Annotated in this window: 12 protein-coding genes and 1 other RNA gene; 6 read left to right on the top strand and 7 right to left on the bottom strand. The window is 65.5% G+C overall.

Annotated elements, in window-relative coordinates; genetic code table 11:
- Positions 1-6 precede the first annotated feature (6 nt).
- From fdhF to DM992_RS16450, 3 genes are read right to left on the bottom strand one after another with little or no spacing between them, the layout of a single operon-like run.
- Positions 7-2,958 carry a formate dehydrogenase subunit alpha gene (fdhF, locus tag DM992_RS16460; RefSeq protein WP_111017584.1) on the bottom strand — a complete coding sequence of 984 codons (2,952 nt, stop codon included), beginning with the start codon at positions 2,956-2,958 and terminating at the stop codon, positions 7-9.
- A 17-nt stretch (positions 2,959-2,975) separates the two neighbouring features.
- Entirely contained in the window at positions 2,976-4,553 is a 1,578-nt protein-coding gene (locus DM992_RS16455; RefSeq protein ID WP_111017583.1) for a formate dehydrogenase beta subunit, read from the bottom strand.
- Entirely contained in the window at positions 4,550-5,050 is a 501-nt protein-coding gene (locus DM992_RS16450; RefSeq protein WP_111017582.1) for an NAD(P)H-dependent oxidoreductase subunit E, read from the bottom strand. The genes DM992_RS16455 and DM992_RS16450 overlap by 4 nt, the downstream gene beginning before the upstream one ends.
- Before the next feature lie 131 nt (positions 5,051-5,181).
- Here DM992_RS16450 and DM992_RS16445 point away from each other — a divergent pair, with 131 nt between their 5' ends.
- The 3 genes from DM992_RS16445 (at position 5,182) to DM992_RS16435 (ending at position 7,390) form a co-directional block, all read left to right on the top strand.
- A complete protein-coding gene (locus DM992_RS16445) occupies positions 5,182-6,288 on the top strand; it encodes a substrate-binding domain-containing protein (protein ID WP_111017581.1) in 1,107 nt (368 codons plus the stop codon).
- Positions 6,289-6,389: 101 nt separating this feature from the next.
- The gene (locus DM992_RS16440) at positions 6,390-6,659 is read left to right on the top strand and encodes a hypothetical protein (protein WP_072436064.1); all 270 of its coding nucleotides are present in this window, start codon (positions 6,390-6,392) and stop codon (positions 6,657-6,659) included.
- A 377-nt stretch (positions 6,660-7,036) separates the two neighbouring features.
- Positions 7,037-7,390, top strand: a complete 354-nt coding sequence (locus DM992_RS16435) for a DUF4148 domain-containing protein (RefSeq protein ID WP_111017580.1) — start codon at positions 7,037-7,039, stop codon at positions 7,388-7,390.
- A gap of 277 nt (positions 7,391-7,667) precedes the next feature.
- Here DM992_RS16435 and ssrA read toward each other — a convergent pair.
- The 4 genes from ssrA to ompA form a co-directional block, all read right to left on the bottom strand.
- Positions 7,668-8,037, bottom strand: a transfer-messenger RNA (tmRNA) gene (gene ssrA, locus DM992_RS16430).
- 17 nt (positions 8,038-8,054) lie between these two features.
- Positions 8,055-8,771 carry a phosphoglycolate phosphatase gene (gph, locus tag DM992_RS16425; RefSeq protein ID WP_111017579.1) on the bottom strand — a complete coding sequence of 239 codons (717 nt, stop codon included), beginning with the start codon at positions 8,769-8,771 and terminating at the stop codon, positions 8,055-8,057.
- Between the two features lie 13 nt (positions 8,772-8,784).
- Positions 8,785-9,483 carry a bifunctional 2-polyprenyl-6-hydroxyphenol methylase/3-demethylubiquinol 3-O-methyltransferase UbiG gene (ubiG, locus tag DM992_RS16420; RefSeq protein WP_111017578.1) on the bottom strand — a complete coding sequence of 233 codons (699 nt, stop codon included), beginning with the start codon at positions 9,481-9,483 and terminating at the stop codon, positions 8,785-8,787.
- Between the two features lie 152 nt (positions 9,484-9,635).
- Positions 9,636-10,304 (bottom strand): outer membrane protein OmpA, encoded by a 669-nt coding sequence (gene ompA / locus DM992_RS16415; protein ID WP_006400736.1) that lies wholly within the window; start codon positions 10,302-10,304, stop codon positions 9,636-9,638.
- A gap of 526 nt (positions 10,305-10,830) precedes the next feature.
- Here ompA and gyrA point away from each other — a divergent pair.
- The 3 genes from gyrA (at position 10,831) to serC (ending at position 15,372) form a co-directional block, all read left to right on the top strand.
- Entirely contained in the window at positions 10,831-13,434 is a 2,604-nt protein-coding gene (gyrA, locus tag DM992_RS16410) for a DNA gyrase subunit A (RefSeq protein WP_034183032.1), read from the top strand.
- A gap of 83 nt (positions 13,435-13,517) precedes the next feature.
- Entirely contained in the window at positions 13,518-14,117 is a 600-nt protein-coding gene (locus DM992_RS16405) for a DUF2059 domain-containing protein (protein WP_021157463.1), read from the top strand.
- Between the two features lie 172 nt (positions 14,118-14,289).
- Positions 14,290-15,372, top strand: coding sequence for a 3-phosphoserine/phosphohydroxythreonine transaminase (serC, locus tag DM992_RS16400; protein WP_034183033.1), 1,083 nt, complete (start codon positions 14,290-14,292; stop codon positions 15,370-15,372).
- Positions 15,373-15,384 lie beyond the last annotated feature (12 nt).

The following is a 15,384-nucleotide window of genomic DNA, read 5'->3' as shown; positions in this document are numbered from 1 at the left end:
GCAGCCTCACTTGCCTGTCGTCACGGTGTCGGGCGTGCTTGCGCGGCGCTCGAGCAGGTCGATCTGCTCCGCATTGAAGCGCGCGTACGAGCGCTGCCATTCGGACGGCTGCGCAACCGGCAGCACCTGCACGGCCGTCACCTTGTATTCAGGGCAGTTCGTCGCCCAGTCGGAGCTTTCCGTCGTAATCACGTTCGCGCCCGATTCGGGGAAGTGGAACGTCGTGTACACGACGCCCGGCTGCATGCGTTCCGTCACGAGCGCGCGCAGCACCGTCTGCCCGGCACGCGATTCGATGCCGACCCAGTCGCCGGTCCGGATGCCGCGATCCTGCGCGTCGTGCGGATGGATCTCAAGGCGATCCTCTTCATGCCACCGGACGTTTTCGGTCCGGCGCGTCTGCGCGCCGACGTTGTATTGCGACAGGATGCGGCCCGTCGTCAGGATCAGCGGATAGCGCTGCGTGACCTTTTCCGGCGTCGGAATGAACTTGGTGATCACGAACCGGCCCTTGCCGCGCACGAACTCGTCTATGTGCATCGTCGGCGTACCTTCCGGCGCGTGCTCGTTGCACGGCCACTGGATGCTGCCGAGCGCGTCGAGCTTCTCGTACGATACGCCGGAGAAGGTCGGCGTGAGCCGCGCGATCTCGTCCATGATTTCCGACGGATGCGTGTAGTGCATGTCGTAACCGAGCGCCTGCGACAGCTGCAGCGTCACTTCCCAGTCCGCGTAGCCCGCGAGCGGCGGCATCACCTTGCGCACGCGCGAGATGCGGCGCTCCGCGTTCGTGAACGTGCCGTCCTTCTCGAGGAACGTCGAGCCCGGCAGCAGCACGTGCGCATATTTCGCGGTCTCGTTCAGGAAGATGTCCTGTACGACGATGCACTCCATCGCCGACAGCGCGGCCGACACGTGCTGCGTGTTCGGGTCCGACTGGACGATGTCCTCGCCCTGGCAATAGAGCCCCTTGAAACTGCCGTCGAGCGCCGCGTCGAACATGTTCGGGATGCGCAGCCCCGGTTCCGGCTGCAGCTTGGCCGACCACGCCTGCTCGAACTGCGTGCGCACGATCTCGTCACTGATGTGCCGGTAGCCGGGCAGTTCGTGCGGGAATGAGCCCATGTCGCACGAACCCTGCACGTTGTTCTGGCCGCGCAGCGGATTGACGCCGACGCCTTCGCGGCCGATGTTGCCGGTCGCCATCGCGAGGTTCGCGATGCCCATCACCGTCGTCGAGCCCTGCGCGTGTTCGGTCACGCCCAGCCCGTAATAGATCGCGGCATTGCCGCCCGTTGCGTAGAGGCGCGCGGCGGCACGTACCAGCTCGGCCGGCACGCCCGTCACGTCGGCGGTTGCCTCGGGTGAATTGTCGGCGCGCGACACGAAGTCTCGCCATTGCTCGAACGCGCGCGTCTCGCAGCGCTCGGCGACGAACGCGTCGGCAACAAGCCCTTCGGTGACGATCACGTGCGCGAGCGCGTTGACGATCGCGACGTTGGTGCCGGGGCGCAGTTGCAGGTGATGCGTGGCCTTCACGTGCGGGCCGTCGACGACATCGATGCGGCGCGGGTCGATCACGATCAGCTTCGCGCCTTCGCGAACGCGCCGCTTCAGCCGCGAGCCGAACACCGGGTGGCCGTCGGTCGGGTTCGCACCCATTACGACGATCACGTCGGCCTGGTCGACCGATGCGAACGTCTGCGTGCCGGCCGATTCGCCGAGCGTCGTCTTGAGGCCATAGCCGGTCGGCGAATGGCACACGCGCGCGCAGGTGTCGACGTTGTTGTTGCCGAACGCGGCACGCACGAGCTTCTGCACGAGGTAGGTTTCCTCGTTCGTGCAGCGCGACGACGTGATGCCGCCGATCGAATCGCGGCCGTACTTCTGCTGCAGCTTGCGGAATTGCGTCGCCGCGTAGGTGAGCGCTTCGTCCCAGCTCACTTCGCGCCACGGGTCGGTGATCTTCTCGCGGATCATCGGCTTCGTGATGCGGTCCTTGTGGGTCGCGTAGCCCCACGCGAAGCGTCCCTTCACGCACGCGTGCCCCTCGTTCGCGAGGCCGTTCTTGTTCGGCGTCATGCGCACGACCTGCGTGCCCTTCATCTCCGCCTTGAACGAGCAGCCGACGCCGCAGTACGCGCAGGTCGTGACGACCGAGTGTTCGGCCTGCCCGAGCTGCACGACGGATTTCTCCTGCAGCGTGGCCGTCGGGCATGCGGCGACACAGGCGCCGCACGAAACGCATTCCGATGCCATGAACGATTCGCTTTCGCCCGCAGCGACGCGCGATTCGAAGCCGCGCGCGGCGATCGTCAGCGCGAACGTGCCCTGCGTTTCCTCGCACGCGCGCACGCAGCGGTTGCAGACGATGCACTTCGACGGGTCGTACGTGAAGTACGGGTTCGATTCGTCCTTGCGGTCGTCGAGGTGATTCGCGCCATCGAAGCCGTAGCGCACTTCGCGCAGCCCGACGACGCCCGCCATGTCCTGCAGCTCGCAGTCGCCGTTGGCGGGGCAGGTGAGGCAGTCGAGCGGATGGTCGGAGATGTACAGCTCCATCACGTTGCGGCGCAGCGACTGCAGCCGGTCCGACTGCGTGCGCACCTTCATGCCCGCTTCGGCCGGCGTCGTGCACGACGCCGGATAACCGCGCCGGCCTTCGATCTCGACGAGGCACAGCCGGCACGAGCCGAACGGCTCGAGCGAATCGGTCGCGCAGAGCTTCGGGACGTTGACGCCGGCTTCGATCGCCGCGCGCATTACCGACGTACCGGCCGGTACCGTCACCGGCTGGCCGTCGATTTCGAGCGTGACGTCGGTATCGGCATGGCGTTGCGGCGTGCCGTAGTCGGTATCGTCGAACGGGTCGCGGGCGCGCGCCTGTGCGGCGCTCTTGCACGCGCATTGGCCCGAGCCGCAGCCGCCTTGGCGGACGTTGTTCGTGTCGAGGGACATGCAGGGCTCCTTCTGGGTCAGGCCGCAACCTTGACCGGGCTCGACGCGGCATCCTTGCCGCCAGCGAGCCCGAAATCTTCGGGGAAATGGTCGAGCGCGGACAGCACCGGGTAGGGCGTCATCCCGCCCATCGCGCACAGCGAACCGGCCAGCATCGTGTCGCACAGGTCGCGCAGCAGCGTGACCTGCCGCTCCGACGTGTCGCCGCGGCGGATGCGCGCGATCGTCTCGACGCCGCGCGTCGAACCGATCCGGCACGGCGTGCACTTGCCGCACGATTCGATCGCACAGAACTTCATCGCATATTCGGCAAGCTCGGCGAGGTTCGACGTGTCGTCGTGCAGCACGATGCCGCCGTGGCCGACCACCGCGCCGATCGCCGTGTACGCCTCGTAGTCGAGCGGCACGTCCCACTGATGGTCGGGCAGGTAGGTGCCGAGCGGGCCGCCGACCTGCGCGGCGCGTGCGGGCCGGCCGCTTGCCGTGCCGCCGCCGAAGTCGAACAGCAGCTCGCGCAGCGTGACGCCGAACGCGAGTTCCACGAGGCCGCCGTGACGGATGTTGCCGGCCAGCTGGAACGGCAGCGTGCCGCGCGAGCGGCCCATGCCGAAATCGCGGTAGAACGCGGCGCCGCGCGCGAAGATCACGGGTGCCGTCGCGAGCGTGATCACGTTGTTGATTACGGTCGGCTGGCCGAACAGACCGGCGAGCGCGGGCAGCGGCGGCTTCGCGCGCACGACGCCGCGCTTGCCCTCGAGCGATTCGAGCAGCGCCGTTTCCTCGCCGCACACGTACGAGCCCGCGCCTTTCGCGACGTGCAGCTCGAATGCATGCGCGGAGCCGAGCACGCGTGCGCCGAGCCAGCCGGCGTCGCGTGCGCGGACAATCGCGGCTTCGAGCGTGGCGATCGCATGCGGGTATTCGCTGCGCACGTAGATGTAGCCGACCGTCGCGCCTGTCGCGATGCCCGCAATGATCATCCCTTCGATCAGGCAGTACGGATCGCATTCCATCATCAGGCGGTCGGAGAACGTGCCCGAATCGCCTTCGTCCGCATTGCAGACGATGTACTTCTGCGTGGCGCTCGCGTGCCGGACCGTGCGCCACTTGATGCCGGCCGGGAACGCCGCGCCGCCGCGGCCGCGCAGCCCCGATTCGATCAGCGTTTCGCACGCGGCATCGCCGTCGAGCGCGAGTGCGTTCTTCAGGCCGGCCAGACCTTCATGCTGCAGGTAGTCGTCGATCGACAGCGGATCGGTCAGGCCGATGCGCGCGAACGTGAGGCGCTGCTGGCGCGCGAGATAGGGGTGCGCGTCGACGAGGCCGACGCCGCTCGGATGCGCACCGCCTTCGAGCCAGTTTGCGTCGAACAGGGCCGGCACGTCGGCGGCCGACAGGTTCGCATAGCCGACGCGCCCGGCGGCCGTGCCGACCTCGACGAGCGGCTCGAGCCACAGCAGCCCGCGCGAGCCGTTGCGGATCAGTTCGATCGCGATGCCGCGGCGTTCGGCTTCCGTGACGATCGCGGCGGCGAGCGCGTCGGCGCCGAGGGCCAGCGCGGACGAATCGCGGGGGACGTAGATGCGGGCCGTCATGCGGCCTCCGGCGTGTGGGCGAGAGCATCGGCGAGCAGTGCGTCGAATTTCTCCGGCGTGACCTTCGCATGCAGCACGCCGTTGACCGTCAGCGACGGCGACTGCGCGCACAGTCCGAGACAGTAGACCGATTCGAGCGCGACGGCGTCCGGCGCGTGCGCATCCGCGGCATCGCCATGCGCTGCGTCGAACCGGCAGCCCGTGCGGGCTTCAGCGTGCGCGGCGAGCGTTTCGCAGCCCATGCTGCGGCACGCTTCGGCGCGGCACATCTGGATCGTCACGCGCGCGGGCGGCGTGGTACGGAAGTGGTGATAGTAGGTCAGTACGCCGTGCACTTCTGCGCGCGACAGGTTCAGCGCCCTGGCGAGCGGCGCGACGCAGCCCGGCGGCACGTAGCCCGCGTCGTCCTGGATCGCATGCAGGATCGCGACCAGCGACCGGCCGGCGCGCGCATGGCGCTCGACGAGCGCGTCGGGCGCATGGGAATTCGGGGACATCGGTTATGCTCCTCCAAAGTCTCATATGCGCTCACTATTCATATAGCGTGCATCGCGACTTCGTTAAGATTGATTTTCGTCAACGATAAGCGGAAGATTTCGCAGTCGCAATAGGAAATCGGAGTACATAAGTGGTTCGAATCGAATGCGACGCGTATCTGACCGTACGCGACACGGAAGGTCGCACGGCCAGCCTGTCGGACGTCGCGCCCTTGCTGGAACTCGTGGCCGATACGGGCAGCATTGCGCAGGCTGCCCACGCAAAGGGGCTGTCGTACCGGCACGCGTGGGGCATGCTGCGCGCGCTGGAAGCGTGCATCGGCGGGGAGTTGATCGAAACCGCGCGGGGCAAGGGGTCGACGCTGTCGGAGCTTGGGCGGGCAGTCGTCGACGCGCAGCGCCTCGCGCGCAGCCGGCTCGACGGGAACCTGCGCACGCTGGCAGCCGAGGTGGCCAGCGACCTGAACCGGCGGCTTGCGCAGCACGACGGCGTCGTGCGTATCCACGCGTCGCACGGTTACGCGGTCGCGACGCTCGTGTCCGCGCTCGTCGATGCGCAGGCAGCCGTCGACATCAAGTATCGCGAGAGCGTCGAGGCCGTGCAGGCGCTCGCGCGCGGCGAATGCGACCTGGCCGGCTTCCATTTGCCGCGCGGCGCGTTTCGCGCGCAGTGCGCGCAGATCTACCGGCCGTGGCTCGACGACACGCGCCACGCGCTGATTCACCTGACGCGCCGCCAGCAGGGGCTGTTCGTGTCTCGCGGCAACCCGAAGCAGGTCTGCGGGCTCGCAGACCTCGCGCGCAGCGACATCCGCTTCGTCAACCGGCAGCCGGGGTCGGGTACGCGCATGCTGCTGGATCTCGCGCTGCGCGCGATCGGCATCGATCCCGAGCGCATCGACGGTTATGCGTCGGCCGAACTCACGCATTCGGCGATCGCCGCGTTCGTCGCGAGCGGGATGGCCGATCTCGGCTTCGGCGTCGAGCCGGCCGCCCGTCATTTCGGGCTCGATTTCATTCCGGTTGTCGACGAGGACTATTACTTCGCGTGCGAACGCGCGCGGCTCGACGCGCGGCCGCTCGCCGGCGTGCTGGCGCTGCTGTGCGACGCGCGCTTCGTCGAGCGCGTCGCACATCTCGACGGCTACGATCCGGCCGCATGCGGGACGCTGACGAGCATCGCGACGGGGCTGGCCGGCAGCGACGGCACGAGCGCGCCGGACGGCCATTCCCGGTGACAGGCACGCGGTCGGACCGCGCTGCAGCAGCGAGGGATTTGCGCTACGCTTGGCGCTTGATCAACGTTCCAACAAGCACGCCGTTCAGGCGTCATCCCGCCATGAAATTTTCCGTTTCCCTCGCCGCGGCAGCGTTGACCGCGGGGCTTCTGGTCGCGGCTTCGCCGTTTGCACTTGCGCAGAATTCTCCTGGCGTGCCGGGAGGCATCCTGAGCGAACAGTTTCGCCTGAACGAGCATCCGCAGATGCCGTTCGCGGCGTCGGCGCCGTCGCAGAAATACCAGGGCAGCAAGAAGTCGGCATTGCGTCGCAAGGGCGACCTGGGTGACCCGAACGGCTGCAACCTGAAATGCCCGATGGATAGCCAGTAACGCGCGGACAGGCGTGTTTGCGCCGTCGTCGTGCGGTGTCGATTCGGCAGGCGGGTGGATGTGCACGCGCATATCGGCTTGATCGTCTGACCGGCGCGAATGCCCGAATCCCGTGCAATACCATTCGAGCCCCGCGAAGCGTTGTTGCTTCGCGGGGCTCGTGCTTTCAGGCGAGTCGTCATGCGACGCGATGCCGGATGAAGCAGCGTTCGCGAATCGCCGGCCCGGCAGGTGATCTAGGGTTAACCCGTAAATCAGTAAGGATGTCTTCCAGAAATCTGCCTTATTCTTAAGCATCCGCCTACATAAACTTCGGTTTGTCGGCGCTGAACAAGGTGTTCACCGCGGAAAACAGACAAATCTGGAGGTAGGTCATCATGAAGTCGCTCGTTCAAGCTGTTGTCGTTGCTGCCGCTCTCGTTGCCCCGGTCGTGTCGTTTGCCCAGTCGGGTTCGACGATCACCCGCGCGCAGGTCCGTGCCGAGCTGGTCCAGCTCCAGCAAGCCGGTTACAACTCCGCCCGCGGCGAAGATCCGCACTATCCGGAAGCGGTCCAGGCCGCCACGGCGCGTGTTGCCGAGCAGCAGCGCAGCGCACTGGCGCAAGCGCAAGGCGCCGACGCCAGCGGGTACGGTGCGCAGGCACAGGGCGCATCGGCATCGGGTTCGCGTGCCATGGGCGTGCGCCCGGCCAGCGCTGAAGAAATGAAGTCGCTGTATCGCGGCAGCTAAGTCTTGTATTGCCCGGTGTGCTCGAGCGCAGGGTGCGGCGGAAACGTCGCGCCCTGCGCAGCGGCAACCGGGCTGGCCGCAACCCGTTGCAACCGACGCTTGCGCGGCCACCGCGGAATATCCGTCACCTCCTGTCGCTGGAATACCGGCGGCATTCCGCCCGGCCCGTTCGTGGCTGGGCGCTTTTTCGGAAGGAAGGGGGACGCATGCGTTTCGCCAGCAACAAAAAACCCCGCAGACTTGCGTCATGCGGGGTTCGTGCGGCGAACGCGGAATTTGGTGGAGGCGGCGGGAATCGAACCCGCGTCCAGAAGCGCTCCACGACTAGTTCTACATGTTTAGTTCAGTCATTTGATTTAACCGCAGCGACGCGGACGAACACGCTGCACTACGGCGATTCGCTAGGTTTTCGACCCTGGCGTCGCGACGCCGACAGGGCTTAACTGACGTAAATGACCTCTGGCGGTATTGCTACCGGTCTTGCGACACTAGCCCGTCAGTGAACTAGGCAGAGGACGGCGGCCGTTAGGCTGCCAGTGCGAACGTATCGTCGTTTGCAGTTACGATTTTCCCATTGATTAACGAGGTGACGGGTCCTCGACATGCCCTAGCCGCTTCACAACCCCTGTCGAAACCAGGTCGCCCCCGCGGATCAGATCAACCATTATATCCCAACATCGCGCAGCAGTTCGCGCAGTTCCTGCGTCGTGTCGACGAGATGCTGAGCCTGCCAGTCGGCCGGCGCGGCGCCGTCGCCGCAGTAGCCGTACGCGGCCGCAACCGTCGCCATGCCGGCGGCGCTGCCGGCCTGAATGTCGCGCAGATCGTCGCCGACGTAGACGATGCGCGCCGGCACGAGCGTCAGCTGGTCGGCCGCGTGCAGCAGTGGAGCGGGGTGCGGCTTCGGGTGCGGCGTTGTGTCGCCCCCGACGACGCAGGCAGCGCGCGGTGCAAGGCCGAGCAGGTCGACGAGCGGCGCCGTGAGCCGCATCGCCTTGTTCGTGACGATGCCCCAGCGCACGCCGCGCGTATCGAGTTCGTCGAGCACGTCGCCGATGCCGGGGAACAGCGTCGTATGCACGCAGATATCCGTCGCGTAGTTGGCCAGGAACTCATCGCGCATTGCTTCGTAGCCGGGCGTGTGCGGATCGATGCCGAACGCGCCGCCGAGCAGGCCGCGCGCGCCGGCCGAGGCCAGCGGCCGCAGCACGTCGAGCGGCGTTTCGGGCAGGCCGCGCGCGCGCTGCATCTTGTTGACGGCGGCCGCGAGATCGGGCGCCGTGTCGGCAAGCGTGCCGTCCAGGTCGAACAGCACGGCAGCGCAGTGCAGCAGGCGCGGTTCGTCGAGTGCGGCCCGCGCGGTCGAAAGGGGAGTCGTCATGCCGGTCGGAGGGTCACGCGCCGCGGCGGCACGCGACGAGGTAGTTGATGTCGGTGTCGTTCGACAGCGCGAACCGCTTGCCGATCGGGTGATACGTGATGCCCTTGATCTCCACGATGTGCAGATCCGTCGCACGCACGAAGCCGGCCAGTTCCGACGGGCGGATGAAGCGCGCGTAGTCGTGCGTACCCTTCGGGAGCATTTGCGCGATGTACTCGGCGCCGATCACCGCGAACAGGTAGGACTTCAGATTCCGGTTCAGCGTCGAGAAGAACACCCAGCCGCCCGGCTTCACGAGCGTCGCGCATGCGGCGACGACATCGCCGGGCGACGGCACGTGCTCGAGCATCTCCATGCACGTGACGACGTCGTAGGTGCCTGGCTCGCGCGCGGCGATCGCTTCGGCGGCAATCGCCTCGTAGTCGACCGCGATGCCGCTTTCGAGGCTGTGCAGGTCGGCGACGCCAAGCGCTTCGGTCGACAGGTCGACGCCTTTCACCTGGGCGCCGAGCCCGGCCATCGATTCGGACAGGATGCCACCGCCGCAGCCGATGTCGAGTGCACGCTTGCCGGCCAGGTGCGCATGCGCGTCGATCCAGCCGAGCCGGACCGGGTTCAGGTCGTGCAGCGGCTTGAATTCGGCATTCGGATCCCACCACCGGTGGGCGAGGTCGCTGAATTTCTGGAGTTCGTGCGGATCGGCGTTGGTCATGGCGGCAAACGGGCTACGGAAGGAGGGCGGTGCTGCGGTTCGTCAGCCCCGAGTATATAAGCGGGCGGACGACGAGGCCAGCGAGCGCCTGGACGGGCGTCAATGAAAAAGCCCCGCCGGAGCGGGGCTTTGAAGCAGTCGAAAACCGCGGCTTACTGCGCCGGAACGGTCGTCTTCTGGACTTCTTGCGTACCAACCACTTCGACTTCCACGCGGCGGTCCGGTGCGAGGCAGGCGATCAGTTGCTTGCGGTTCTTCTGGTTGCAGCCAGTCGTAACCGGGTTGCGCTTGCCCTTGCCTTCCGTGTAGATCTTGTTGGCCGGCACACCCTTGCTGACCAGGTACGACTTCACGGCTTGCGCACGGCGCAGCGACAGACGGTCGTTGTACTTGTCCGAACCGATGCGGTCCGTGTAGCCCGTTGCGACGACCACTTCCGTGTTCATGCCTTGGATCTTCGAAGCCAGTTCGTCCAGCTTCTGCTTGCCCAGCGGCTTGAGCGTTGCCTTGTCGAAGTCGAACAGCGCGTCAGCTTGATACGTGATCTTCTGGCTCGTGATGGCCGGAGCGACCGGAGCGACCGGCGGCTGCGGTGCCTGGGCGACCAGTGCGCCATCGCACTTCGCGTTGGCGGTGGCCGGCGTCCAGAACGCATCGCGCCAGCAGAGCTCGTTCGTGCCGTTCATCCACACCCATTCGCCCGTGCCGTTCACCCAGTTGTCATTGACGGCTTGACGCGACGCCGGCACCGACTGTGCCGAAGCGGATGCAGCCATAACTGCGGTAGCTGCAATGAACGCGAGCTTTGAAAGTTTATTCATATTTCTCCTCTCGAAATTGAGATTACCGCAGGTTTACTGCGAGCCTGTTGACGGTGACAAGTCATACATTGCTCGAAGTATAACATTGGTGCGGCACAAAAAACGCGGCACCGCTCTGTGTAGACTTCGAGCAGCGTCTAACTTTCAGTGCGTTGGCATTTTGCCATATCGTTCCCTTCCTACGAAAAAAAATCCTCCCCACCCTAAGATCCCCTCAACTTTGTGGTGCATGCGCAACACCGGCCTGCCGCAACTTTTAGAGATTGTCAAGAGTGCGCCGGCGAAATTGCGCGGATGCGGGCAACTGTTTACTCGGGCGCGTGAAACGAACGGGGCGCGATCAACGGTGACGTCGAGCCGCGGGCGATTCGGGCCGGTTCGCAGCCGCCGCGATTTTTGCTATTTATATATAGAGGGGAGGCGAATTTGCGGCTGATGGGTGCATGTTAGAATCTCGCGTTGCGTTGCGCATGCAGCGCCCACGCGAAAGGCGTTCGCCGTCTTCGCTCCGAAACGATACGGATACATGGATCAATTCGCCAAAGAGACCCTGCCCACCTCCCTCGAGGAGGAAATGCGCCGTTCGTATCTCGATTACGCGATGAGCGTGATCGTCGGACGTGCCCTCCCGGATGTCCGCGATGGCCTGAAGCCCGTGCACCGGCGCGTGTTGTTCGCGATGCACGAACTGAACAACGACTGGAACCGCGCGTACAAGAAGTCGGCGCGTATCGTCGGTGACGTGATCGGTAAGTACCACCCTCACGGCGACACCGCGGTCTACGACACGATCGTGCGGATGGCGCAGGACTTCTCGCTGCGCTACATGCTGATCGACGGGCAGGGCAACTTCGGCTCGATCGACGGCGACAATGCCGCGGCGATGCGTTACACCGAAATTCGCATGGCGAAGATCGGTCACGAGCTGCTCGCCGACATCGACAAGGAAACGGTCGATTTCGAGCCGAACTACGACGGCAACGAAATGCAGCCGTCGGTCCTGCCGTCGCGCATCCCGAACCTGCTGATCAATGGCTCGTCGGGCATCGCGGTCGGCATGGCGACCAACATCCCGCCGCACAACCTGAACGAAGTCGTCGACGCGTGCCAGCACCTGCTGAACACCCCGGAAGCGACGATCGACGAGTTGATCGAGATCATCCCGGCGCCGGACTTCCCGACCGCCGGCATCATCTACGGCGTCGCCGGCGTGCGCGACGGCTACCGCACCGGGCGCGGCCGCGTCGTGATGCGCGCGGCCACGCACTTCGAGGAGATCGACCGCGGCCAGCGGATGGCGATCATCGTCGACGAGCTGCCGTACCAGGTGAACAAGCGCTCGCTGCTCGAGCGGATCGCCGAGCTTGTCAACGAGAAGAAGCTCGAAGGCATCTCCGACATCCGCGACGAGTCCGACAAGAGCGGCATGCGTGTCGTGATCGAGCTCAAGCGCGGCGAAGTGCCCGAAGTGGTGCTGAACAACCTGTACAAGGCGACGCAGCTCCAGGACACGTTCGGCATGAACATGGTCGCGCTCGTCGACGGCCAGCCGAAGCTGCTGAACCTGAAGGAAATCCTGCAGTGCTTCCTGTCGCATCGACGCGAAGTGCTGACGCGCCGCACGATCTACGAACTGCGCAAGGCCCGCGAACGCGGCCACGTGCTCGAAGGTCTCGCGGTCGCGCTCGCGAACATCGACGAGTTCATCGCGATCATCAAGGCCGCGCCTACGCCGCCGATCGCGAAGCAGGAACTGATGGCGAAGCCGTGGGATTCGTCGCTCGTGCGCGAGATGCTGACGCGCGCCGAGAGCGAGAACGCGGCGGCCGGCGGCCGCTCCGCGTACCGCCCGGAAGGCCTGAACCCGGCGTTCGGCATGCAGGTCGACGGGCTGTACCGTCTGTCCGACACGCAGGCCCAGGAAATCCTGCAGATGCGCCTGCAGCGCCTGACCGGCCTCGAGCAGGACAAGATCATCGGCGAGTACCGCGAAGTGATGGCGCAGATCGCCGACCTGCTGGACATCCTCGCGCGCCCCGAGCGGATCACGACGATGATCGGCGAGGAACTCACGTCGGTGAAGGCCGAATTCGGCGATGCGCGCCGCTCGAAGATCGAGCTGAACGCGACCGAGCTGAACACCGAGGATCTGATCACGCCGCAGGACATGGTCGTCACGATGTCGCACGCGGGCTACGTGAAGTCGCAGCCGCTGTCCGAGTACCGCGCGCAGAAGCGCGGCGGTCGCGGCAAGCAGGCGACGCAGATGAAGGAAGACGACTGGATCGAGACGCTGTTCATCGCGAACACGCACGATTACATCCTGTGCTTCTCGAACCGCGGCCGCGTGTACTGGGTCAAGGTCTATGAAGTGCCGCAGGGCTCGCGCAACTCGCGCGGCCGCCCGATCGTCAACATGTTCCCGCTGCAGGAAGGCGAGAAGATCAACGTCGTGCTGCCGGTCAAGGAATTCTCGGCCGACAAGTTCATCTTCATGGCGACGTCGCTCGGCACCGTGAAGAAGACGCCGCTCGAAGCGTTCAGCCGTCCGATGAAGAAGGGCATCATCGCGGTCGGCCTCGACGACGGCGACTTCCTGATCGGTGCGTCGATCACCGACGGCGCGCACGACGTGATGCTGTTCTCCGACGCCGGCAAGGCCGTGCGCTTCGACGAGAACGACGTGCGTCCGATGGGGCGCGAGGCGCGCGGCGTGCGCGGCATGCAACTCGAGGACGGGCAGCAGGTCATCGCGATGCTGGTTGCCGGCAGCGAGGAGCAGACCGTGCTCACCGCGACCGAGAACGGCTACGGCAAGCGCACGCCGATCACCGAATACACGCGTCACGGCCGCGGCACGAAGGGCATGATCGCGATCCAGACGTCCGAGCGCAACGGCAAGGTCGTGGCAGCGACGCTCGTCGACGCCGAGGATCAGATCATGCTGATCACGACCGCCGGCGTGTTGATTCGCACCCGTGTTTCCGAGATTCGCGAGATGGGGCGCGCCACGCAAGGTGTTACACTCATCAGTCTCGATGAGGGTACCAAGCTCTCTGGCCTGCAGCAGATTGCGGAGGCCGAGGAGGGCGATGGCGAGGCCGACGAGGCGTCGGACGGCGAAGCCTGAAGAACGGATGAGATTCTGGCCGCCGCGGGCGTGAAGCGCCGCGGCCGGCGAGCAACCATTCATATTTCCAAAAGGGAGTGATGATGCAAAAGCAATTCAAGCAACTGGTCCTGCTGGCTGCACTGGTGCCGACGTTCGCGATGGCGCAAGCGCTGTCGAATTCCGCACCGGCGCCCGCTGCGGCAGCTGCGCCGATCGACGCCGACAAGAAGGCCGCGATCAAGGATCTGCTCGACGCGATCGACGCGCCGAAGCTCGTGTCGGCAATCGGCAACAGCGCCGAAATGCAGGCCAAGCAGCTCGTGCCGGCGATCCTGTCGGACGCGCTGTCGGAAAACAAGACGTTGAACGACAAGCAGAAGCAGGCTGCCGTTCCGACGCTGCAGAAGAACGCGGTGCCGAAGCTGGTCGACGGCGCGGGCAAGGTGTTCGGCACGCAGCAGTTCCAGAACGACGCAATGTCGGCTCAGTACGATGCATACGCGAAGTACTACAGCACGTCGGAGATCAAGGATCTGACGACGTTCTACAAGAGCCCGACGGGCCGCAAGTTCATCCAGGTTCAGGATCAGGTCGGTCGCGACGTGGTCAACGGCCTGATGCAGAAGTACATGCCGCAAGCGATCCAGGCAACGCGCACGCAGGCTGACAAGGAAGTCGCAGCAGTCAAGCCGGGCAAGTAAGCCGATCGGGCACGCCCTCGGCCGTTCGGCCGGGTTTGGCGGGAGCCTGACGACAGTGCGATAATGGCCGTTTGCGCGTGAGCGCAAGCGGCCATTCCTTTTCTGGCGCGGCTCATTTGCAACTGACATGCGGCGGCAAGCCGCCGGTCGCGTCCCTTCCGAGGTTTTCACGATGCGCGTCTTTAATTTCTCCGCCGGTCCTGCGGCGATGCCCGAGGAAGTGCTGCGGCAAGCCGCCGACGAAATGCTCGACTGGCACGGCAGCGGCATGAGCGTGATGGAGATGAGCCATCGCGGCAAGGAATTCATGTCCATTCACGAGGCCGCGCTGACCGACCTGCGCGACCTGCTCGGCGTGCCGGCAAGCCACCGGATCCTGTTCCTGCAGGGCGGCGGCATCGCGGAAAACGCGATCGTGCCGATGAACCTGCTCGGGTCGCGCAACACCGCCGACTTCGTCGTGACGGGCTCGTGGTCGCAGAAATCGTTCGGCGAGGCGAAGAAGTTCTGCACGCCGCATCTCGCCGCAACCGGCAAGACGGAAGACGGCTTCACGCGCGCGCCGGCGCGCGCCGAATGGCAACTGTCGGACGATCCGGCCTACGTGCATCTGTGCACCAACGAGACGATCGACGGCGTCGAGACGTTCGAGATTCCCGATCTCGGCGACGTGCCGCTGGTCGCGGATGTCTCGTCGCACATCCTGTCGCGCCCGATGGACGTCGCGAAATACGGCGTGCTGTTTGGCGGCGCGCAGAAGAATATCGGGATGGCCGGCGTGACGGTCGTGATCGTGCGCGAGGATCTGCTCGATCGCGCGCTGTCGATCTGCCCGTCCGCGTTCGAATGGAAGACTGTCGCCGAGAACAACTCGCTGTACAACACGCCGCCCACCTATGCGATCTACATCGCGGGCCTCGTGTTCCAGTGGCTGAAGCGGCAGGGCGGCCTCGAAGCGATCGAGGCCCGCAATATCGAAAAATCGAAGCTGCTCTACGACACGATCGATGCGAGCGGCTTCTATCTGAACAAGGTCGAGCCGGCGGCGCGTTCGCGGATGAACGTGCCGTTTTTCCTGGCCGACGAAACGCGCAACGAAGACTTCCTTGCCGGCGCAAAGGCGCGCGGGTTGCTGCAGCTGAAGGGCCACAAGTCCGTCGGCGGCATGCGGGCGTCGATCTACAACGCGGTGCCGCTCGAGGGCGTGAAGGCGCTCGTCGAGTACATGAAGGACTTCGAGCAGCGCGGCGCCTGACGGCGACGCTGT

The sequence above is a fragment of the Burkholderia sp. JP2-270 genome, from assembly GCF_003233675.1.
GTDB classification, from domain to species: domain Bacteria; phylum Pseudomonadota; class Gammaproteobacteria; order Burkholderiales; family Burkholderiaceae; genus Burkholderia; species Burkholderia pyrrocinia_C.
The sequence above is the reverse complement of the archived record's forward strand: the minus strand, read 5'-3'. Positions and strand labels throughout refer to the sequence as shown.

Bases quoted from the DNA above. Each gene is read 5' to 3' on its own strand.
- gph (WP_111017579.1), bottom strand. From the start codon at position 8,771: ATGACGACTCCCCTTTCGACCGCGCGGGCCGCACTCGACGAACCGCGC.
- ompA (WP_006400736.1), bottom strand. From the start codon at position 10,304: ATGAATAAACTTTCAAAGCTCGCGTTCATTGCAGCTACCGCAGTTATG.
- ubiG (WP_111017578.1), bottom strand. From the start codon at position 9,483: ATGACCAACGCCGATCCGCACGAACTCCAGAAATTCAGCGACCTCGCC.
- DM992_RS16455 (WP_111017583.1), bottom strand. From the start codon at position 4,553: ATGACGGCCCGCATCTACGTCCCCCGCGATTCGTCCGCGCTGGCCCTC.
- DM992_RS16440 (WP_072436064.1), top strand. From the start codon at position 6,390: ATGAAATTTTCCGTTTCCCTCGCCGCGGCAGCGTTGACCGCGGGGCTT.
- gyrA (WP_034183032.1), top strand. From the start codon at position 10,831: ATGGATCAATTCGCCAAAGAGACCCTGCCCACCTCCCTCGAGGAGGAA.
- DM992_RS16405 (WP_021157463.1), top strand. From the start codon at position 13,518: ATGCAAAAGCAATTCAAGCAACTGGTCCTGCTGGCTGCACTGGTGCCG.
- DM992_RS16435 (WP_111017580.1), top strand. From the start codon at position 7,037: ATGAAGTCGCTCGTTCAAGCTGTTGTCGTTGCTGCCGCTCTCGTTGCC.
- DM992_RS16450 (WP_111017582.1), bottom strand. From the start codon at position 5,050: ATGTCCCCGAATTCCCATGCGCCCGACGCGCTCGTCGAGCGCCATGCG.
- serC (WP_034183033.1), top strand. From the start codon at position 14,290: ATGCGCGTCTTTAATTTCTCCGCCGGTCCTGCGGCGATGCCCGAGGAA.
- fdhF (WP_111017584.1), bottom strand. From the start codon at position 2,958: ATGTCCCTCGACACGAACAACGTCCGCCAAGGCGGCTGCGGCTCGGGC.